Here is a 19,033-nt window from a genome sequence, read left to right as displayed (position 1 = left end):
GCCTCTCCCTAGCCCTAGCCGCTCCCGCACGAAACGGTTTCTCACGCCGTCTGTGCCCCGTGCCGCCGACCACTAAACGTGACGACCGCGCGGGCTCCCTACGGCGAGGCTAAACCGCGTCCACCGAGCAACGCGGTTCCGACACGCACACACGTGGAGCCGTGCGTGATCGCCTGCTCGAGATCATGGCTCATCCCGGCGGAGACTTCTGCGGCATTCGGGTGATCTTTGCGGAGGGCCTCCCCCGCCCGGGCGAGCCGGTCGAAGGCCGCCGCCGGGTCCGCGCCGAGCGGCGCGACGGCCATCAGGCCACGAAGCCGCAGTTCACCCGTGTGAGTGACACGCTCGGCCAGCGCGCCGAGCTCGTCGAGCGGGCAGCCGCCGCGCTCCGGGTCGTCGTCGAGGCTCGCCTGGATCAGCACGTCGAGGGGTTCGTCACGTATCTGGGCGTCCCGGGCCGCACGCACCGCCTTCGCGAGGGCGTCGGCGAGCCGCGCCGAATCCAGCGACTGCACCTCCCGCGCCCACTCGACCACGGACCGCGCCTTGTTCCGCTGCAGCCGCCCGACCATGTGCCAGCGCAGGTCCGCGCCGGGGCGCAGCTCGGCGACTTCGGCCGCCTTCGGGCCGGCTTCCTGGTCGCGGTTCTCGCCGACGTCGGTCACACCGAGGTCGGCGAGCAGCGCGGCGTCGGCGGCGGGGAACGTCTTGGTGATCGCGACCAGCCTGACCTCGTCGCGGGCCCGGCCGGCGGCGCGGCACGCGGCGGCGATCCGCGCCTCGACCTCGGTCAGGTTCGCGGCCAGCTCGGCCTTCCGGTCGGTCATGCCTCGATCCAGGTGATCCCGGCGATCCGGCCGGTCGTGCCGTCGCGGCGGTAGCTGAAGAGCGTCTTGTCCTCGTTCGTGCACCGCGGGTCGACGCCGATCTTGCCGACGCCGAGGTCCGCGAGCTGCCGCCAGAGCCCGGCGCGCAGGTCGAGGCCGGGCGTGCCCTTGCGGGTCTTGCAGGCGCTGCCCGGGACGTGCTTCTCGACGTCGGCGGCCATTTCGGCCGGCACCTCGTAACAGTCGCCGCAGATGGCCGGGCCGAGCAGGGCTTCGATCCGCTGCGGCTCGGCGCCCGCTTCCCGCATGGCGGCGACCGCGGCCGGGACGACGCCGACCCGCGTGCCGACCCGCCCGGCGTGCACGGCCGAGACGACACCGGCCTCGGCGTCGGCCAGCAGGATGGGGACGCAGTCGGCGACGAGCACCACGAGCGCGACGCCGGGCGTCGCGGTCACCAGCGCGTCGGTCGCCTCGGCGGCCTTCGTCTCGGAGCCGTCCACAGTGGTCGCCGTACGGCCGTGGACCTGCTCCATCCAGGCCAGCTTGTCCTCGGCCAGGCCCAGCTCGCTCGCCAGGCGCTTGCGGTTGGCGAAGACGTTGCCCTCGTCGTCGCCGACGTGGTCCCCCAGGTTGAAGGTGTCGTACGGCGGCCGCGACGCGCCGCCCGCCCTGGTCGTGACCACTCGCCGCACTCGCATGCCTTCATCCTCCCAAACGCGGTGAAGGCCACCCCGAGGTCCTCGAGGTGGCCTTCACGAACAGCAGTCGAACTAGCGACGCATGAACGGCGGCACGTCGACTTCGTCGTCCGACGGGTCGTCGTGCACCGGCATCGCGCGCCCGGGCAGGCTGCCCTGGGTCGCGTTGGACCCCATCGGCGAGTAGCCGCGCGACCCGCCGCCGGGCTGCGGGAGCCCGCCGGTGTTCTGGCCGCCCGCCGACGGCAGCGGCGTGTGCGAGCGCGGCGGCGCGACCGGGTAGCCCGAACCCGACGCCGACGGCACCGGGGTGGCCCCCGACGGCGGGGTCGGCGGGTTCGAGACCTGGCCGGCCGAAGCCGACGCGGTGGTCGAGCGCGAGCCCGAGCCGAACGTCGACGGGTCGAGCTTCTTGTGCGTCGGCGCGCCGGCGTCGAAGCCGGCCGCGATCACCGTGACGCGCACCTCGTCGCCGAGCGAGTCGTCGATGATCGTGCCGAAGATGATGTTGGCGTCCGGGTGCGCGGACTCCTGCACCAGCGACGCGGCCTCGTTGATCTCGAACAGGCCCAGGTCGGACCCGCCCGCGATGGACAGCAGCGCGCCGTGCGCCCCGTCCATCGACGCCTCCAGCAGCGGCGAGTTGATCGCCTTCTCCGCCGCCTGGATGGCCCGGCCTTCCCCGCGCGCCGAGCCGATGCCCATCAGCGCGGAGCCCGCGCCGGACATGACGCTCTTGACGTCGGCGAAGTCGAGGTTGATCAGGCCCGGGGTGGTGATCAGGTCGGTGATGCCCTGGACACCGGACAGCAGCACCTCGTCCGCGGAGCGGAACGCGTCCATCAGCGAGACGCCGATGTCGCCGAGCTGCAGCAGGCGGTCGTTCGGGATCACGATCAGCGTGTCGCACTCGTTGCGCAGCGACTGGATGCCGTCCTCGGCCTGCTTGCCGCGGCGCTTGCCCTCGAAGGTGAACGGGCGGGTCACCACGCCGATGGTCAGCGCGCCCAGCTTGCGGGCGATCTGCGCCACGACCGGCGCGCCGCCGGTGCCCGTGCCGCCGCCTTCACCGGCCGTCACGAACACCATGTCGGCGCCCTTGATGACCTCTTCGATCTCTTCCCGGTGGTCCTCGGCGGCCTTCTGGCCGACCTCGGGGGCGGCGCCCGCGCCGAGGCCACGGGTCAGCTCGCGGCCGATGTCCAGCTTGACATCGGCGTCGGACATGAGCAGTGCTTGCGCGTCGGTGTTCACCGCGATGAACTCGACACCCTTGAGGCCGACCTCGATCATGCGGTTCACGGCGTTCACGCCGCCACCGCCGATGCCGACCACCTTGATCACCGCAAGGTAGTTGTGCGGGGGCGTCATCGAAGTCCGCCTTCCTGATCGTTGTGCCCGTACAGCCCGCCTGCGGAAGATCAACTCTCAACCTAAACCCCAGATTGAGAGTTATGTCAACCGCCGACGTTAGGCAGGACGGTAGGCACCAGGCAGGCTCTAATCCAGTAGGCACGCCGTGTGTCGCAAAGGTGTTTTGCCACAACACGTTCGAGCGCGCAAGAGCGGGGAGCCGCGAGCACCGCCCCGGCCCGGTCTGCTATGGCTCCGGATCAGGCCGGCGCGGGCATGCTCATGAGCACGTCGGTCGGCGCCCCGCTGGGCGATCCGCCCGGCTGCTCGAGGCTCACCGCGAGGTGGTCCACCGCCCCGGCGCCGTCGGCCACGACCAGGCCACCGCCGTCGGCGCTGAGCACCCCGGCCGAGCGCGGCGCGGCCGTGCCGGTGATCAGCCAGGCCTCGTAGACCTTCCCGCCCGGCTGGGCCGGCAGGCCGGCGTCCATCACCATGACGCGGTTCAGCGACTTCGACGCGATGACCGTGACCCCGCCGCCGGTGGGCGCCTCGCCGTGCGCGGTCTTCGCGTCCGGCGCGGCGAGCAGGGCCGCCACCGGCTCGTACCGCTGCTGCGCCTGGTCGAGCCGGGTCTGCGCGGTGTCGAGCTGCTCCTGCTGGGTCAGCGCGATCCCGCCGAACACCCCGCCCGCGGCGAGCCCGACGACGGCGGCCGCGGCCGCCACGACGACCGCCCAGCGCGGGGCCCGCGCCGACCGGCGGTGCCGCTCGTGCGCGCCCGGGCGCGTCCGCGGCGGCAGCTGGCGGGTGGCGTGCATGGCCGCCAGGACCCGGTCCTTGAACTCCGGCGGCGGCTCTTCGGCCATCGCCGCGCCCAGCCGGGCCGCGGTCGCGCGCAGCTCGGCGACCTCCTGCGCGCACGACTCGCACTGCTCGAGGTGGCGGCTGAACTCCGCCCGCTCGAGGTCGGACACGGCGTCGAGCGCGAACGCGCCCGCCAGCGTGTGCATCTCCGGGGTGCTCACGCGGTCACCCCCAAGCAGTCCCGCAGGCGGATCAAGCCGTCCCGCAGCCGCGTCTTGATGGTTCCTTGCGGCGTCGACAGCACTTCGGCCACCTCGCGATACGTATAGCCCTGGTAGTAGGCGAGCAGCACGGACTCGCGCTGCAGATCGGTCAGGAAGGACAGGCACTTGCGCACCTGGGAGCGTTCGAGCCGCGCGGTGACGGACTCGGCGACCTCGTCGAACGGCCGGCCGCGGGCGGCTTCGAAGGTCGCCTTCTGCTCCCGCTCGGTGCTGGCGCGTGCCGAGCGGACGCGGTCGACCGCCCGGCGGTGCGCCAGCGTCATCGCCCAGTTCAGCGCGGAGCCCTTGTCCGGCGCGTACCGCGTCGCGGTGCGCCAGAGCTCGACGAGCACCTCCTGGGCGACCTCTTCGGACTGGGCCGCGTCGCGCACGATCCGCCGCACGAGCCCGAAGATCGGCCCGGCCAGCTGGTCGTAGAGCAGCTCGAAGGCCCGCTCGTCACCCTTGGCGACGCGGACCATCAGCTCTTCGGCCGTCGGGCCGGCGGGGGCCTCGGCCGGGACCGGAGCCATGTGACGCGCGCGGGCCGCCTCATCCATGCAGCTGTCCTCCGGCGTTCTGCGGGGTGCGCGCGATGACCGGCGCCTTCCGCAGCCACAAGGCGACGCCGTGGCGGCGGATCAGCGCGGACACCCGCTGCGGGAGCAGCGGCCGGGCCAGCACGAGCCGGGCCAGCCACCGCGGGTTCACCGGGCGGCGAACTCCCCGCAGCGTAGCGACCAGCGGCACGGTCTCCCCACGGCGCAACGCCACGGTGAGGTCGAGCAACGCTTCCGGGTGGGGCAGGCGCATCCGGTACTCGCCGTCCATCTCCTGGAACGGCGAGACGTAGAACTCCTTGGCCGCGCGGGCGCGGCCGGCCTCGTCGGGGTTCAGCAGGTAGGCGTGCCGGCCGCCGTAGGTGTTGTGCACCTCGGCGACGACGCACACGAGCCGCCCGTCCGGGTCGTGGCACCAGTAGACGCTGATCGGGTTGAAGACGTACCCGAGCACCCGCGCGGCGGCCAGCATGACGACCTTGCCGCCGCGCAGGTCGACGTCGCGCTCGGCGAGCCACGCGTCCAGCTTCTCCCGGATCCCGCGCGGGTCGCTCGCGACGAAGTGGTCGCGGCGGTCGAACCGGGCGAACGGCCGCAGCCACCACGGCAGCCGCGGCGGCGCGTCCAGGTCCACCAGCCACAGGTACACGCGGTGCGCGAAGGAGTGCGGCGGGTCGATCCGCCGCACGTGCGCGACCGTGGCGTCGTAGAGCGCGTTCGTCACCAAGCCACTCCCAGGCTTTCGGCGGCGCGGGCCCCCGAAGAGCAGCCGTCCTCGTGGAAGCCCCAGCCGTGGTAGGCGCCCGCGTAGGCGAGCACACCGTCGTTGAGCTCGGGCAGCCGTCGTTGCGCCGCAACGGCTTCCGGCGTGTAGACCGGGTGCTCGTAGTGCATCTTCGCGACCAGCGCGTCCTTGCGGGGCCCGTCCCCGGGGTTGAGCGTGACGACGTAACCGGTCGGCTCGTCCAGCCGCATCAGGCGGTTCATGTCGTAGCTGACCTGTACCGCGCCGGTCGGGGCGCCGCATTCGGGGGCCCGGTAGTTCCAGCCCGCGCGGGCGTCGGCCAGCGACGGCAGCACGCTGGTGTCGGTGTGCAGCCAGGCTTCGTTCTCGGAGTAGCGGAACGCGCCGAGCACCTCGCGTTCGGCGGCGGTCGGGTTGGCCAGCAGCGCCAGCGCCTGGTCGGCGTGGGTGGCGACGACGACCCGGTCGACCCGGTGCGGGGTGTCGGCGTCGTCGCGGATCTCGACACCGCGTGCGGTCCGCAGCACCGACCGCACCGGCGTCGACAGGTGCACGGCGGTGAGCTGCTTCGCAGCGCGTTCGACGTATTCGCGGGACCCGCCGACGACGGTTCGCCACGACGGTGAGTTCTTGACGCTCAGCATGCCGTGGTTGCGGAGGAACTCGAACAGGTAGCGCGCCGGGTAGCGCAGCGTGTCGCTGCGGTCGGCCGACCAGACCGTCGAGACGAGCGGCAGCATGAAGTGGTCGGTGAAGTAGCGGGTGTAGCCGCCGATGGCGAGGAAGGCACCGAGGGTGACGTCGCCCGCGTCCTTCGCCTCCAGCAGCCGCTTCGCGTGCCGGTGGAACCGCTTCACCTCGGCGAGCATGCGCACGTAGCGCGGGCGGACGAGGTTGCCGCGCTGGGCGAACAGCCCGGGCAGCCCCTTCGCGCCGGCGTACTGCAGGCCGCAGCCGTCGCAGCGGATGCTCATCGACATCTCGGTGTCGCGGGTGCGGACCCCGAGCTCGGCGAACAGCTTCAGCAGCGTCGGGTAGGTGCGCTCGTTGTGGACGATGAAGCCGGAGTCCACGCCGATGGTGCCGCCGTGGGCGCTGGGGACGTCGTGGGTGTGCGCGTGCCCGCCGAGCCGGTCGTCGGACTCGAAGAGCAGGACCTCGTGCTTGCGTTGCAGCAGGTATGCCGCCGTCAGCCCGGCCACCCCGCTGCCGATGACGGCGATGCGTTCTCCCGTGATCTCCACACCGGTACTTCGCCGCCGGGCCACGCTTGGATTGGCTGTCACGGAGACCAATCCACGGCGCAGAGCGGAGCGAATCCCGGACATGCCGAACAGCACCGCGCACCGCCTCGCCTCGTTCGCCGAAAAGCTCCTCGGCGGGCAGCTCCCCGTCGGCCTCCGGACCTGGGACGGAACCCGCGCGGGCCCAGTGGACGCGCCCACCGTGGTCCTGCGCAACCGGCGCGCCCTGCGCCGCCTCCTCTACGCGCCGGGTGAGCTGGGTCTCGCCCGCGCCTACGTCACCGGTGACCTGGACGTCGAGGGTGATCTCGCCGACGGCTTCCGCCGGATCTGGGCCCTCACCCGCGCGGGTGAGCTCAACCGGCTGAAGCTCGGCCCGCGCGACTGGGCCGAGGCGGTCCGGCTCGCGGCGAAGCTCGGTGTCGTCGGCCTCCCGCCCAAGCCGCCCGCCGAAGAGGCGCGGCTGACCGGCAAGCTGCACAGCCTGCTGCGCGACCGGTCCGCGATCGCGCACCACTACGACCTCAGCAACGCCTTCTACCAGCTGCTGATGGACGAGTCGATGGCGTACTCCAGCGCGTACTTCACCTCCGAGTCGCGAAGCCTCGAGGAGGCACAGCACGACAAGCTGGAGATGATCTGCCGCAAGCTGGGGCTGCGGCCGGGCATGCGGCTGCTCGACATCGGCTGCGGCTGGGGCTCGCTGCTGGTCCACGCGGCCAAGCACCACGGCGTGCACGCCGTCGGCATCACGCTCTCGGCCGAGCAGCTGCAGCACATCCGCGGCCGGCTCGCCCAGCACGACCTCGAAGACCGCGTCGAAGTGCGCCGCCAGGACTACCGCGAGCTGCCGGACGCGCCGTTCGACGCGGTGGCGTCGATCGAGATGGGCGAGCACGTCGGCGAGGTCAACTACCCGACGTACACCGCGACGCTGCACAAGATGGTCAAGCCCGGCGGGCGGGTGCTGATCCAGCAGATGTCGCGCGGGAACGTCGCCCCCGGCGGCGGCGCGTTCATCGAGCGCTACATCGCCCCCGACATGACCATGCGCCCGGTCGGCCGGACGGTCGAGCACCTGGAGAACGCCGGGCTCGAGGTCCGCGACGTGCACGCGATGCGCGAGCACTACGTCTGGACGGTCCGGGCCTGGGCCGACACCCTGGAGGAGAACTGGGCCGACGTCGTCGCGCTCATCGGGGAGACCGGCGCGCGCGTCTGGCGGCTCTACCTGGTGGGCGGGGCGCTGGCGTTCGAGGAGAACCGGATGGGTGTGGACCAGATCCTGACCGTGCGGCCGCACGCCGACGGCACGAGCGGGATGCCGGCGACACGGGAGTGGAACTGATGCCGCTCGGGAGCACGTTGCTGGTCACCGGCGGCGTCACGCTCGTGGCAGTGCTGGCGACCTTCGCGATCGCGCGGGCGCGCAAGCGCTACGACACGGTCGACACGTTCTGGGGGCTCGGCTTCGCGATCGTCGCGCTGGCCGCGTTCCCCTTCGGCGACGGGCCGCTGACCCTGCGGCTGGTGGTGCTGGTCCTGACGGTCGTCTGGGGCGGGCGCCTTTCGCTGCACCTGCACCTGCGCAACCACAAGCTGCCCGAGGACCCGCGGTACGCGCGGATGGGCCAGGCGCCGCTGCGGATGTTCGTCCGCGTGTACCTGTTCCAGGGCGTGGTGCTGTACTTCGTCTCGCTGCCGGTGCAGTTCGCCATGTACGGCACCGGGTTCGGCGTCCTGGGCTGGCTCGGCGTCGCCGTGTGGCTGATCGGGTTCGGGTTCGAAACGGTCGGCGACGAGCAGCTGCGCCGGTTCAAGGCCGACCCGTCGAACCGCGGCAAGGTCCTGGACACCGGGCTCTGGCGCTTCACCCGCCACCCGAACTACTTCGGCGACGCGTGCGTGTGGTGGGGCCTCTACCTGCTGGCGTGCTCGACGTGGCCGGGCGCGGCGACGATCCTCTCGCCGATCGCGATGACGTTCACCCTGGCCCGCGGCACCGGGAAGCCCATGCTGGAGAAGGGAATGGCCCGGACGCGCCCGGCGTACGCGCACTACGTCGAGCGGACCAGCGGCTTCTTCCCGTTGCCGCCCAAGAAGGTCACTCCCCGGTGAGGCCGTCGGTCAGCTCGCGCAGGACGTCGAGGTGGCCGACGTGCCGGGCGGTCTCCTCGATCATGTGCGTGAGGACCCAGCGGACGTTGAAGGTTTCGTCCTTGTGCGTCACTTCGTCGTCCATGCCGTGGTTCGCGACGATCTCGCGACTGCGGGCGCTTTGCTTTTCGTAGTCGGCGAGCAGCGTTTCGAGGGTCGTCTCGGGCGGGACGCGGAACTCGGCGTCCGGGTCCTGCTCGAGCTTCGCGGCCCAGGTGTCCTCCTCGCCGTCGACGACCACGGCGAACCAGAACCACTCGTTGAGCGTGAGGTGGGCGAGCAGGCCTGCGACGGTGGTCAGCTCACTGGGCAGGTGGGCGCGGCGGATCTGCCCTTCGGTGAGCCCCTGGCTCTTCCACGCGACGGTGGCGCGGTGGTAGTCGAGCAGGCTGGTCAGGATCTCGCGCTCGCCGCCGGTGAGCGGCACTTCCGGGCGTTCGGGTCGGGTCATGGGACGGAGTCTGCCAGGGACCACCGACAGGTTTTGCGGATTACCTTGCGCACGATGTAATCGTGGGCTAGGTTTGCGGATGTGCCGGATGAGTTCCTCTTGGACGAGCAAGCCTGCTTCGCGCTCTACGCGGCGTCGCGCGCGGTGACGGACGCCTACCGTCCCCTGCTCGGCGAGCTGGGTCTCACCTACCCGCAGTACCTGGTGCTGCTGGTGCTGTGGGAGTCCGACGACCGGCCGGTCAAGGAGATCGGCGAGGCGCTGCACCTGGACTACGGCACGCTTTCCCCGCTGCTCAAACGACTCGAGGCGAACGGGCTGGTGACGCGGGCGAGGTTGCCCGCGGACGAACGCACCGTGGTGGTCAGCCTGACCGAGGAGGGCACGGCGATGCGCACGCGCGCCGCCGCCGTCCCGTCGGCCATCGGCTGCGCACTGGGCCTCGACAACACCGAGCGGCGGGAACTGATCACCACGCTGCGGCGGCTGACGGCGTCGGCCACCGCGTACACCCATGGAGGCTCTGATGCCCAGCCGTGACGCGACCACCCACTGGACCGGCGGACTGCAGAAGGGATCGGGCGAAGTCACGCTCGACTCGTCCAACGCCGGCACGTTCTCCGTCTCGTTCCCGACCCGCGCGGGCAACCCGGACGGCCAGACAAGCCCCGAAGAGCTCATCGCGGCGGCCCACTCGTCGTGCCTGGCGATGAACCTGTCGGGCGTCCTGGAGGCCGAAAAACTGACGGCGGACTCGATCGATGTGAGTGCGGAGGTCACGCTCGGCCCGGCCGCCGGCGGCGGCTTCGAGATCAGCGGCATCGCGATCACGCTGCGGGCATCCCTGCCCGGCGTGTCGGCGAAGCAGTTCGCGAAGTACGCGGAGACGGCGGAGAAGACGTGCCCGGTGTCGAAGGCCCTGTCGGGCACGACGATCACGCTGGACGCGGCGCTCAACTGACGCCGGTGCGAGCGGCCCCCTCCTTTTGGCCGAGGGGGCCGTTTCGCGTCAGTGCACCTTGGCTCGATAAGTCGACTTCTTCGCCTGGTTCCCGCAGATCTCCATCGAGCACCACCGCCGCGTCCCCGGCCTGGACGTGTCCAGGAACAGCGCACCGCACCGCTCTCCCGCGCACCGGCGGACCCGCGCAAACTCCGGGGACGTCACCAGATCCAGCGCGTCGCGAGCCAGCAGCGCCAACATCGCCGACGCCGGGTCCGCTGCCTGCCAACGCAACTCGCCCGACGGCGTCAACGACGGCGCCGGCACCGGCAACGCCGCGAACCGGTTCAGCCGCTGCCGCTCGGACGGGCGCAGCGAGCCCGTGAGCAGCGCGTGGATCGCCTCCCGCACCGACCAAGCGTCCCGGACCGAAGCAAGCGAAGCAGGCGAAGCCGAAACCCGGCCGAACTGCCGGATCCACGCTCCCCACGCCGCCGCGTCCGGGAGCTCCTCCGTCTCCGACGGCGTCCCCCGGTAGCGCAGCGTGCGGATGAAGTCGAGGCACAAGCGGCCCGCGCCGACGCGGAATCCTTCCGTCATAAGGGTCACAGTACGCCGGAACCGGTTTGACTGGTACCGTCGGGAACCGATCAAACCGGTTCCACGACGGGGGCACGATGACGGAGACCAAACAGCAGGCGCCGCCCGGGTGGCTTGTGCTGCTGCTGGCCGTCTCCTGTGGACTGACCGTCGCCAACCTCTACTACGCGCAACCGCTGCTCGCCGAACTGCGGCAGACCTTCGGGGTCGGCGAGGCCGCCGCCGGTGGTGTTGTCACCGCCACCCAGATCGGGTACGCCGCCGGGATGCTGCTGCTCGTCCCGCTCGGTGACCGGCTCGAGAACCGCAGCCTGGTCGCGACGCTGCTCGCGGTCGCCTGCGCCGGGCTCGTCGTCACCGGTGTCGCGCCCGGGTTCGCCGTGCTGCTCATCGCCTCGCTCGTGGTCGGGGCGACGTCGGTCGTCGTGCAGATCCTCATCCCGTTCGCCGCCGACCTCTCCCCCGACGCCATCCGCGGGCGGATCGTCGGGCGGGTCGTGAGCGGGCTGCTGTTCGGCATCCTGCTCTCGCGCGTGGTCGCCAGCTTCCTCGCCGAGGTCACCAGCTGGCGCGTGGTCTTCCTGATCTCGGCGGGCGCGATGGCCGCGCTCGCGGTGGTGCTGCGGTTCATCCTGCCGCGCCGGGCGCCCAAGACCGACGTCCCCTATGGACAGTTGCTGCGCTCGACCCTGGCCATGGCCAGGAAGCACCCCGCGTTGCGCCACCGCGCGCTGTACCAGTCGGCGATGTTCGGGGCGTTCAGCGCGTTCTGGACGACGATCGCCTTTGTCCTCACCGCCCCGCCGTTCAACTACTCCCAGCTCGGCGTCGGCCTCTTCGCGCTCGCGGGCGCGGCCGGCGCCGCGGTGGCGCCGCTGGCCGGCCGGTGGGCGGACCACGGCCACGGCCGGCGGCTCACCGCGGGCGCGTTCGTGCTGTGCGCGGCCGCCTTCGCGCTCGCCGGCTTCGGCGCGCACAACGTCGTCCTGCTGGCGATCGCCGCGATCGCGGTGGACACGGCCGTGCAGGCGACGCTGGTGACCGGCCAGCACGTGATCTACCAGCTCGACCCGTCGGCCCGCGCCCGCGTCAACAGCGTCTACCTGGGCACGTTCTTCATCGGCGGCGCGATCGGCTCCCAGGCGGGCTCGATCGCCTACCACCTCGGCGGCTGGACGGCGGTTGTCGTCTTCGCCGGCGTGCTCCCGCTCCTCGGGCTGGCCGGCATGACCCGCACCGAGGTCTAGGCGAACACCTCCCGCCGGGCCGCGGCCCACTCCGCGTACGTCGTTCCAGGACGGCCCAGCAGCTCCTCGACCACCCCGGTCGGCGCCTGCGGGTGCCGCAGGGTTTCCTCGAAGCCGTCCAGGAGCCAGTCGACGGCCGCCTCCGGGACGCCGTAGCCGACCCACTGCGCGCGCTGCTCGGCGCGGGTCAGCTCGCGGAACCGGATCTCCTTGCCCAGCACCGATTCCAGCGTCGCGACCTGCTCACGCAGGCTGAGCGCCGACGGTCCACTGAGGACGTACGTCGCGCCGACGTGCCCCTCCGAGGTGAGCACCCGGGCGGCCACCGCCGCGATGTCCCCGAGGTCGATCGGCGTCTGCGTCGCCTCACCGTAGGCCACGGCGACCTCACCCGCGCGCACCACGCCGGCCCAGTCGAGCGTGTTGTTCATGAAGACGCCGGGCCGCAGGAAGGTCCAGGCGAAACCTGCGTCCCGGACCGCTTTCTCGACCACGGCGTACTCGTTGCCGCTGGAGCCTTCGTGGTCGTCCCCCACGCTGCTGCCCGACAGCGCGACGACCCGCTTGATCCCCGCTTCCCGCGCCAGCTCGCAGAACCTCCCGACGGTCCGCGCCATCGGCGCCAGGTACACGGCTTCGACACCCTCCAGCGGCAGGGTCGACGGCCGCGCCAGCGAGCCGACGACCACCTCCGCTTCCGCAGGCAGCGACGCCCGCTCCGGATCCACCGTCAGCGCTCGCACCGGCACGCCCAGCGCGACCAGCTCGTCGACGACCAGCCGTCCCACGCTGCCGGTCGCGCCCGTCACCAGGATCGTCATGACACCCTCCTCATTCCCGTACGCCATACGAGATCGTACGGTATACGGAAAACTCGAAAGGCGCACAGGAAATTTCAGGAGGTGATGGTCGGCAGCTCAGGCGCCGCGACGTCGTAGACCTTGCCGTCCTGGGTGAGCAGCGCCGCCAGGACCTTGGCCTTGCGGTCGGTCTGCTCCGCCGTTCCCCAGCGGACGATCTTCCCGCTGGACAGCGTGAACTCGACACTCGCCGGCGTCCGGGCCGTCGCCGTGGTGACCTGCTTGAGCAGCTGCTCCGGGATCACGCCGAGCACCGCCGTCACCGCCCGGGTCACCGGGTCGTCGGCCGAGACCTTCGGCAGCTTGAGCTCCGGCAGGCCGGCCGGGCGGGCGGGCACCGTCTTGAACACGACACCGCCGCCGTCGACGAGGTGGACGCCGTCGCCGCCCGGGCCGCTGTCGAAGAACGCGATCGCCGTGCGCTCGCTGACCGTGATCTCGACCGTGTTCGGCCAGGAGCGGGACACCTCGACCGTCGCGATGCCCGGCATCGCCGCCACCCGGTCGCGGATCTCGTCGGTGCTCAGCCGCAGCATCGGCTTGTCCACCGGCACCGCCGCCACCGCGCGGATCTGGTCGGCGGTCACCGTGCGCGAGCCGCTGACCGAGACGTCCTTCGCCCCGAGCATCGAGCTGAAGAACAGCAGGTAGACCAGCGCGACGACGGTGAGCACGGTCAGCAGCGCGACCCAGCGGCGGCGGATCTCCACCTGCCGGTTGGGCCGCGCGCGGCCAGCGGGCTTCGGGCGCGCGGCGCGCGTGCGGCGACGCTCCTCTTCGGAGCGCCGCCCCCGGCGTTCCCTGGCCAGGGCGGCACGATCCCGTTCGTCCTCTTCGGACGGACGGCGGCGTTCCCTGGTCGGACTCATGGCTTCAGCGCTTGTCCAGCTCGACGAGGATCTCCGGACCCAGCTGCGTCACGTCCCCGGCGCCCATGGTGACCACGAGGTCACCGGGCTTCGCCAGGCCCGCCACCAGCGACGCGGCGACGTCGAACGCCGGCTCGTAGTGCACCGGCTTGGTCACCGCGTCCGCGATCAGCGCGCCGGTCACGCCGGGCTCGGGCTCCTCACGCGCACCGTAGACGTCCAGCACGACGACCTCGTCGGCCTGCGACAGCGCCTCGGCGAACTCCGCCGAGAACGCCTTGGTCCGCGAGTACAGGTGCGGCTGGAACACCACGATCACGCGCCCGGACCCGGCCGCCGTGCGCACCGCGCGCAGCTGCGCGGACACCTCGGTCGGGTGGTGGGCGTAGTCGTCGTAGACGCGGACGTCGGCGGCCCGGCCCTTGAACTCGAACCGCCGCCGGACGCCGCCGAACGCCGCGAGGCCCTCGACCATGCCCTCGATCGGCGCCCCGAGCTCGAGCCCGGCCAGCAGCGCAGCGATCGCGTTGTTTGCCATGTGGTCGCCCGGCACCGCGACCGTGACGTCGATCAGCTTGGTCTTCAGCGAGATCCGCACGACCCCGCCGTCGGGACGCGGTTCGTAGGACATGATCTTGGCGTCGTCGGGCCCGCTGACCCAGTAGCCGTAGCGCAGCACGCGGACACCGCGCTTCGCGGCGGCGTCGCCCAGCGCGTCGGAGCCTTCGTCGTCGGCGCAGACGATCAGCAGCCCGTTCTCTTCGATCCGGTCGACGAAGTCGGAGAAGACCTTCGTGTAGGCCTCGGCCGTGCCGTGGTGGTCGAGGTGGTCCGGCTCGACGTTCGTGACGACCGCGATCGACGGCGAGTAGGTCAGGAACGAGCCGTCGCTCTCGTCGGCCTCGGCGACGAAGATGCCGCCCTCGCCGTGGTGGGCGTTGGCGCCGGACTCGTTGAGGTCACCGCCGATGGCGAACGACGGGTCGAGCCGGCAGTGCTGCAGCGCCACGGTGAGCATCGACGTCGTCGACGTCTTGCCGTGCGTGCCCGCGATGCAGGCGACACGGTGGCCCTCCATCAGCCCGGCCAGCGCCTCGGCGCGGTGCAGCACCGGGATCCCGGCGGCGCGGGCCGCGGCCAGTTCGGGGTTGGTCTCCTTGATCGCAGTCGACACGACCACCGCGGACGGCGGCTCGGACAACGACGAGATGTTCGAGGCGTTCTGGCCGACGAACAGCTCCGCGCCCTGGGCTCGCAGCGACAGCAGCGCGCGCGACTCCTTGGCGTCCGAACCCGACACAAAGGCCCCGCGGGCCAGCAGGATCCGCGCGATGCCGGACATGCCGGCGCCGCCGATGCCGATCAGGTGCGCCCGGCGCAGCTCTTCAGGCAGTTCAAGCACCAGCGGCCTCCAGGACGATGCGGGCGAGGGCTTCGTCGGCTTCGCGGTGGCCCATGCCGACCGCGGCCGCGCCCATCTTGGCGACGCGGTCGGCGTCGGTGACCAGCGGGACGACCAGGTCGGCGACCTTGGCCGGGCTGAGCTCGGCGTCGGTGACCATCAGCGCGGCCCCGGCGTCGACCGCCGGCCGCGCGTTGGTGGCCTGCTCGCCGTTGCCGATCGGCAGCGGGACGAACACCGCGGGCAGCCCGACGGCCGTCACCTCGGCGACGGTCATCGCGCCGGACCGGCACACCGCGACGTCCGCGGCCGCGTACGCCAGGTCCATCCGCTCCAGGTACGGCACCGGCACGTACGCCGGCTTGCCCGGGAACTCCTGCACGACCAGCGTGTTCTTCGGGCCGTGCGCGTGCAGCACGCCGACCCCGGCGTCCGCGAGGTCCTTCGCGGCGCCGGAGACGGCCGCGTTGATCGACTGCGCGCCCTGCGAACCGCCGAACACCAGCAGCGTCGGCGCGTCCGGGTCCAGCCCGAAGTGCGCGCGCGCCTCGGCCCGCAGCGCGGCCCGGTCCAGCGACGTGATCGACCGCCGCAGCGGGATCCCGACGACCTCCGCGTTCGGCAGCGGCGTGCCCGAGACGGCGACGGCGACCCGCTTCGCGAACCGCGCGCCCACCCGGTTCGCCAGGCCCGGCGACTGGTTGGCTTCGTGCACGACGATCGGGACGCGCCCGCGCGCGGCCAGATACGCCGGGAGCGCGACGTAACCACCGAAGCCGACAACGACGTCCGCGTGGACCCGGTCCAGCACCTCACGGGTGCGGCGCACGGAGTCGCGCACCTTCAGCGGCAGCCGCAGCAGCTCCGGGGTCGGCTTGCGGGGCAGCGGCACCGGCGGGATCAGCTCCAGCTCGTAGCCCCGGGCCGGGACGAGCTTGTTCTCCAGGCCGCGCTCGGTGCCCAGCGCGATCACCGTCGCGTCCGGGCGGAGCCGCTTGACGGCGTCGGCCAGGGCGAGGGCGGGTTCGATGTGTCCTGCGGTGCCACCCCCGGCGACCACGACCACAGGCGCCCGGCCCGCGGCGGACCGCTCGGTTCCCTTGACGGGCTTGCTCACCAATGACCTCTCCGGTTCGCGGTACTCCGGGTACCACGGCTCGCTGTTGTCCGCGCGGCCCCGCGAGACGTGGCCGTGCTCGTCCGTGCCGCGCTGCGGCGCACCGGTTCGCGGACCGACCTGCGTCGTTCCTGTGCCGGGGCGGGCCGCGCCGCACGGGGCGCCGGCCTGGCCGCCTTCGCCCCACTGCGCCCCGCCGCCTTGCGGGTGGCGGGCGGGCGGTACGGGTCGGGCGCGGGCAGCCGCAGCAGGCGTCCGAACTTACCCGGCCCCTGTGTGCGCAGTGCGGCCACCGCCTCCGGTTCGTGCCGGGCGGCGTTCGCGAGCACGCCCATGATGAGCATGGTGATCACCAGCGACGTCCCGCCGTAGGAGATCAGCGGCAGCGTGACACCGGTGACCGGCAGCAGGCCGACGACGTAGCCGATGTTGATGCCGGCCTGCGCCACGAGGAACACCGTGAGCGTGCCGGAGACGATCCGGATCCACGGGTCGATGTTGCGGGTGGCGATCCGCAGGCCCACCACGGCGACCCCGGCGAACAACGCGAGCACGACGACGCAGCCGATCAGCCCGAGCTCCTCGCCGATGAGGGCGAAGATGAAGTCGTTCTGCACGTTCGGCAGGTAACCCCAGTTGGACGTGCCCTGGCCGAGGCCCTTGCCGAAGAAACCGCCGTCGGCCAGCGCCAGCTTGGCCTGGTTGGCCTGGAAGCCCTCGGCGCTCGTGTCGGCGTCCGGCGAGAGGAACGACATGACCCGGTCGAGCCGGTAGGGCGCGATGACGGCAAGCACGAGCACGCCGGCCAGGCCGCCCGCGAGGATCACGCCGAAGAGCCGTTTCGGGGCGCCGGCGAACCACAGCAGCGCCAGCAGCACCACGGCCAGGGTGACCGTGCCGCCGAGGTCCGGCTGGAGCATGACCAGGGCGAACATCAGCAGCGCGATCGGCACCACGGGCACCAGCAGGTGCCGCCACTGGTGGATGACGTTGTACTTGATCACCAGGATGTGCGCGCCCCAGAAGGCCAGCGCGACCTTCGCCGCCTCGACTGGCTGGAAGGTGAACTCGCCGAGCTTGAACCAGCCCTGCGAGCCGTTGACCGTCGAGCCCAGCGGCGTCAGCACGAGCACCAGCAGGCCGAGGCAGACCACCGTCGCGGTCGCCGACATCCGCCGGATCCGCTCCAGGTTCACGCGCAGGCCGAGCCAGAACACGACCGAGCCGATCGCGACGAACACCAGGTGCTTGGTGAACAGCGAGTACACACCGCTGCCGGTCTTCGGGTTGTACGACGCGACCGACGACGCCGACAGCACCATCACCGCGCCGATGACCGTGAGCACGCCGGTGAGGGCGAGCACGAGGTGGAACGACGCGAGCGGGCGCGAAAGCCACGCGGTCAGCGCCGTGCGGAAAGCGACAAAACCGCTCTCCTTGCGCTCCCGGCGCGGCCGCTTCGGGGCGGGGGTCTTGGGCTCAGTGACCGTCACTCGGCGCCCCCGCTGCGTCGTCGCGGAGGACGTGCACCGCCGCGGCGAACGCGTCGCCGCGCTCGCCGTAGTTGCGGAACATGTCCAACGACGCCGCGGCGGGCGCGAGCAGCACCACGTCACCTGGCCGGGCCATCGCGCTGGCCGCACTCACCGCCGCAGTCATGGGTTCATGGTCACCCGGACGGAGGCTGTTCACCGGGACATCCGGCGCGTGTCGCGCAACCGCGGCGGCGATCACGGGTGAATCGACACCGAGTAGCACGACTCCGCGGAGGCGGCCAGCGATGCTGCTCACGAGATCGTCCACCGAGGCGCCCTTGAGCTGGCCACCCGCGATCCAGACGATGCTCTGGTGGGCCCGCAGCGACCCGGCGGCCGCGTGCGGGTTGGTCGCCTTCGAGTCGTTGACGTACCGGACGCCCGCCACTTCGGCGACCTCGACCGCGCGGTGCGGCGCCGGCTGGTACTCGCGCAGGCCCTTGAGGACGGCCTCCGGCGTGACACCGTGCGAGCGGGCCAGGGCGGCCGCCGCGAGGGCGTTCGAGACGTTGTGCGGGCCGGCCGGGCGGACGTCGGCCAGGGTGGCCAGCTCCTCGGCGCTGGTCGCCGGGTCGGCGACAAAAGCCCGGTCCACCAGCAGGTCTTCGACCAGGCCGAGCTCCCCGACGGCCGGGGTGTCCAGCCGGAACGCGACACGGCGGGCATCCGGGCGCGCGTGCTCCTCGGCGATCCGGGCCGACCAGTCGTCGTCGGCGTTGTGGACGACGACCCGGGCGCGGTCGTAGGCCCGCCCCTTGGCGTCGGCGTACTCGTCCATCGAGCCGTGCCAGTCGATGTGGTCCTCGGCCAGGTTCAGCACCACGGCCGCGTCCGGCGCCAGCGTGGACGACCAGTGCAGCTGGAAGCTCGAGAGCTCCACGGCCAGCACGTCGTAGCCCGCGCGGACCGCGTCGAGCGCCGCATAGCCGATGTTCCCGCAGGCCACGGCGTTGGCGCCGGCTGCCTTGAGGATCGACTCGAGCATGCCCGCGGTGGTCGTCTTGCCGTTGGTCCCGGTGATCACCAGCCACGATGGCGGGTGCTCGCGCAGCTGCCCGACCCGCCAGGCCAGCTCGACGTCGCCGATCACCTCGACGCCCGCCTCGGCCGCGGCGACCAGCAGCGGCGACGTCGGCCGCCAGCCGGGGCTCGTGACGACGAGGACGACGTCGGACGGCGGTTCGGTGAGCCCGGGCACCAGCTCGGCGCCGAGGCCCTCCAGCTCGGCCAGGCGCTCGGCGTTGCCGTCGGTGACGGTGACACGCGCGCCCAGCTCCGTCAGCACGGGGACGATCGACTTGCCGGTGACCCCGGCACCGGCGACCAGGACGTGACGACCGGCGAGATCCACG

Annotated in this window: 20 protein-coding genes; 5 read left to right on the top strand and 15 right to left on the bottom strand. The window is 72.1% G+C overall.

Annotated features, from left to right (window positions below; genetic code table 11):
* Window positions 1–98: 98 nt before the first annotated feature.
* From ACZ63J_RS40055 to ACZ63J_RS40025, 7 genes are all read right to left on the bottom strand, one after another.
* Window positions 99–827, bottom strand: a complete 729-nt coding sequence (locus tag ACZ63J_RS40055; RefSeq protein WP_465399273.1) for a YggS family pyridoxal phosphate-dependent enzyme — start codon at window positions 825–827, stop codon at window positions 99–101.
* Window positions 824–1,528, bottom strand: a complete 705-nt coding sequence (gene pgeF, locus ACZ63J_RS40050; protein WP_465335278.1) for a peptidoglycan editing factor PgeF — start codon at window positions 1,526–1,528, stop codon at window positions 824–826. The genes ACZ63J_RS40055 and pgeF overlap by 4 nt, the downstream gene beginning before the upstream one ends.
* Window positions 1,529–1,600: 72 nt before the next feature.
* Complete coding sequence (ftsZ, locus tag ACZ63J_RS40045; RefSeq protein ID WP_465335276.1) at window positions 1,601–2,899, bottom strand: cell division protein FtsZ; 1,299 nt, start codon at window positions 2,897–2,899, stop codon at window positions 1,601–1,603.
* A gap of 242 nt (window positions 2,900–3,141) precedes the next feature.
* On the bottom strand, window positions 3,142–3,909 hold the full coding sequence (locus ACZ63J_RS40040; RefSeq protein WP_465399274.1) for an anti-sigma factor: 768 nt from the start codon (window positions 3,907–3,909) through the stop codon (window positions 3,142–3,144).
* Window positions 3,906–4,511 (bottom strand): ECF RNA polymerase sigma factor SigK, encoded by a 606-nt coding sequence (gene sigK / locus ACZ63J_RS40035; RefSeq protein WP_465399275.1) that lies wholly within the window; start codon window positions 4,509–4,511, stop codon window positions 3,906–3,908. The genes ACZ63J_RS40040 and sigK overlap by 4 nt, the downstream gene beginning before the upstream one ends.
* Window positions 4,504–5,238, bottom strand: coding sequence for a DUF1365 domain-containing protein (locus ACZ63J_RS40030; RefSeq protein WP_465399276.1), 735 nt, complete (start codon window positions 5,236–5,238; stop codon window positions 4,504–4,506). Before ACZ63J_RS40030 ends, sigK begins: the two co-directional genes overlap by 8 nt.
* Window positions 5,232–6,500, bottom strand: coding sequence for an NAD(P)/FAD-dependent oxidoreductase (locus tag ACZ63J_RS40025; RefSeq protein WP_465399277.1), 1,269 nt, complete (start codon window positions 6,498–6,500; stop codon window positions 5,232–5,234). Before ACZ63J_RS40025 ends, ACZ63J_RS40030 begins: the two co-directional genes overlap by 7 nt.
* 82 nt (window positions 6,501–6,582) lie before the next feature.
* On the opposite strand from ACZ63J_RS40025, the gene ACZ63J_RS40020 reads away from it, so the two are divergent.
* Complete coding sequence (locus ACZ63J_RS40020; RefSeq protein WP_465399278.1) at window positions 6,583–7,848, top strand: class I SAM-dependent methyltransferase; 1,266 nt, start codon at window positions 6,583–6,585, stop codon at window positions 7,846–7,848.
* Complete coding sequence (locus ACZ63J_RS40015) at window positions 7,848–8,618, top strand: DUF1295 domain-containing protein (RefSeq protein ID WP_465399279.1); 771 nt, start codon at window positions 7,848–7,850, stop codon at window positions 8,616–8,618. The genes ACZ63J_RS40020 and ACZ63J_RS40015 overlap by 1 nt, the downstream gene beginning before the upstream one ends.
* Here the strand turns inward: ACZ63J_RS40015 and ACZ63J_RS40010 are convergent.
* Window positions 8,605–9,108 carry a DinB family protein gene (locus ACZ63J_RS40010; RefSeq protein ID WP_465399280.1) on the bottom strand — a complete coding sequence of 168 codons (504 nt, stop codon included), beginning with the start codon at window positions 9,106–9,108 and terminating at the stop codon, window positions 8,605–8,607. The genes ACZ63J_RS40015 and ACZ63J_RS40010 overlap by 14 nt on opposite strands.
* Window positions 9,109–9,189: 81 nt before the next feature.
* Here ACZ63J_RS40010 and ACZ63J_RS40005 point away from each other — a divergent pair, with 81 nt between their 5' ends.
* Entirely contained in the window at window positions 9,190–9,648 is a 459-nt protein-coding gene (locus ACZ63J_RS40005) for a MarR family winged helix-turn-helix transcriptional regulator (protein ID WP_465399281.1), read from the top strand.
* Window positions 9,635–10,069, top strand: a complete 435-nt coding sequence (locus ACZ63J_RS40000) for an OsmC family peroxiredoxin (protein ID WP_465399282.1) — start codon at window positions 9,635–9,637, stop codon at window positions 10,067–10,069. The genes ACZ63J_RS40005 and ACZ63J_RS40000 overlap by 14 nt, the downstream gene beginning before the upstream one ends.
* Before the next feature lie 48 nt (window positions 10,070–10,117).
* Here ACZ63J_RS40000 and ACZ63J_RS39995 read toward each other — a convergent pair whose 3' ends face one another.
* On the bottom strand, window positions 10,118–10,651 hold the full coding sequence (locus tag ACZ63J_RS39995) for a CGNR zinc finger domain-containing protein (RefSeq protein ID WP_465399283.1): 534 nt from the start codon (window positions 10,649–10,651) through the stop codon (window positions 10,118–10,120).
* A gap of 77 nt (window positions 10,652–10,728) precedes the next feature.
* Here ACZ63J_RS39995 and ACZ63J_RS39990 point away from each other — a divergent pair, with 77 nt between their 5' ends.
* Window positions 10,729–11,898: an MFS transporter gene (locus ACZ63J_RS39990; protein WP_465399284.1), complete on the top strand. Its 1,170-nt coding sequence runs from the start codon at window positions 10,729–10,731 to the stop codon at window positions 11,896–11,898.
* Here ACZ63J_RS39990 and ACZ63J_RS39985 read toward each other — a convergent pair.
* The 6 genes from ACZ63J_RS39985 to murD form a co-directional block, all read right to left on the bottom strand.
* The gene (locus ACZ63J_RS39985) at window positions 11,895–12,719 is read right to left on the bottom strand and encodes an NAD(P)H-binding protein (RefSeq protein ID WP_465399285.1); all 825 of its coding nucleotides are present in this window, start codon (window positions 12,717–12,719) and stop codon (window positions 11,895–11,897) included. The genes ACZ63J_RS39990 and ACZ63J_RS39985 overlap by 4 nt on opposite strands.
* Before the next feature lie 74 nt (window positions 12,720–12,793).
* Window positions 12,794–13,627, bottom strand: a complete 834-nt coding sequence (locus ACZ63J_RS39980) for a cell division protein FtsQ/DivIB (protein WP_465399286.1) — start codon at window positions 13,625–13,627, stop codon at window positions 12,794–12,796.
* A 4-nt stretch (window positions 13,628–13,631) separates the two neighbouring features.
* Entirely contained in the window at window positions 13,632–15,029 is a 1,398-nt protein-coding gene (gene murC, locus ACZ63J_RS39975; protein WP_465399287.1) for a UDP-N-acetylmuramate--L-alanine ligase, read from the bottom strand.
* Window positions 15,022–16,146, bottom strand: a complete 1,125-nt coding sequence (murG, locus tag ACZ63J_RS39970; RefSeq protein ID WP_465335240.1) for an undecaprenyldiphospho-muramoylpentapeptide beta-N-acetylglucosaminyltransferase — start codon at window positions 16,144–16,146, stop codon at window positions 15,022–15,024. Before murG ends, murC begins: the two co-directional genes overlap by 8 nt.
* On the bottom strand, window positions 16,143–17,639 hold the full coding sequence (gene ftsW / locus ACZ63J_RS39965) for a putative lipid II flippase FtsW (RefSeq protein ID WP_465309873.1): 1,497 nt from the start codon (window positions 17,637–17,639) through the stop codon (window positions 16,143–16,145). Before ftsW ends, murG begins: the two co-directional genes overlap by 4 nt.
* Entirely contained in the window at window positions 17,626–19,032 is a 1,407-nt protein-coding gene (gene murD / locus ACZ63J_RS39960) for a UDP-N-acetylmuramoyl-L-alanine--D-glutamate ligase (RefSeq protein ID WP_465399288.1), read from the bottom strand. Before murD ends, ftsW begins: the two co-directional genes overlap by 14 nt.
* Window position 19,033 lies beyond the last annotated feature (1 nt).

Source organism: Amycolatopsis sp. NPDC104863 (assembly GCF_055582965.1).
The sequence above is the reverse complement of the archived record's forward strand: the minus strand, read 5'-3'. Positions and strand labels throughout refer to the sequence as shown.

Coding starts and splice junctions, on each gene's coding strand:
- ACZ63J_RS39995 (WP_465399283.1), bottom strand. CDS start 10,651: ATGACGGAAGGATTCCGCGTCGGCGCGGGCCGCTTGTGCCTCGACTTC.
- ACZ63J_RS39990 (WP_465399284.1), top strand. CDS start 10,729: ATGACGGAGACCAAACAGCAGGCGCCGCCCGGGTGGCTTGTGCTGCTG.
- ACZ63J_RS40015 (WP_465399279.1), top strand. CDS start 7,848: ATGCCGCTCGGGAGCACGTTGCTGGTCACCGGCGGCGTCACGCTCGTG.
- ACZ63J_RS40020 (WP_465399278.1), top strand. CDS start 6,583: ATGCCGAACAGCACCGCGCACCGCCTCGCCTCGTTCGCCGAAAAGCTC.
- pgeF (WP_465335278.1), bottom strand. CDS start 1,528: ATGCGAGTGCGGCGAGTGGTCACGACCAGGGCGGGCGGCGCGTCGCGG.
- ACZ63J_RS39980 (WP_465399286.1), bottom strand. CDS start 13,627: ATGAGTCCGACCAGGGAACGCCGCCGTCCGTCCGAAGAGGACGAACGG.
- ftsZ (WP_465335276.1), bottom strand. CDS start 2,899: ATGACGCCCCCGCACAACTACCTTGCGGTGATCAAGGTGGTCGGCATC.
- ACZ63J_RS39985 (WP_465399285.1), bottom strand. CDS start 12,719: ATGACGATCCTGGTGACGGGCGCGACCGGCAGCGTGGGACGGCTGGTC.
- ACZ63J_RS40010 (WP_465399280.1), bottom strand. CDS start 9,108: ATGACCCGACCCGAACGCCCGGAAGTGCCGCTCACCGGCGGCGAGCGC.
- ACZ63J_RS40000 (WP_465399282.1), top strand. CDS start 9,635: ATGCCCAGCCGTGACGCGACCACCCACTGGACCGGCGGACTGCAGAAG.
- ACZ63J_RS40055 (WP_465399273.1), bottom strand. CDS start 827: ATGACCGACCGGAAGGCCGAGCTGGCCGCGAACCTGACCGAGGTCGAG.
- sigK (WP_465399275.1), bottom strand. CDS start 4,511: ATGGATGAGGCGGCCCGCGCGCGTCACATGGCTCCGGTCCCGGCCGAG.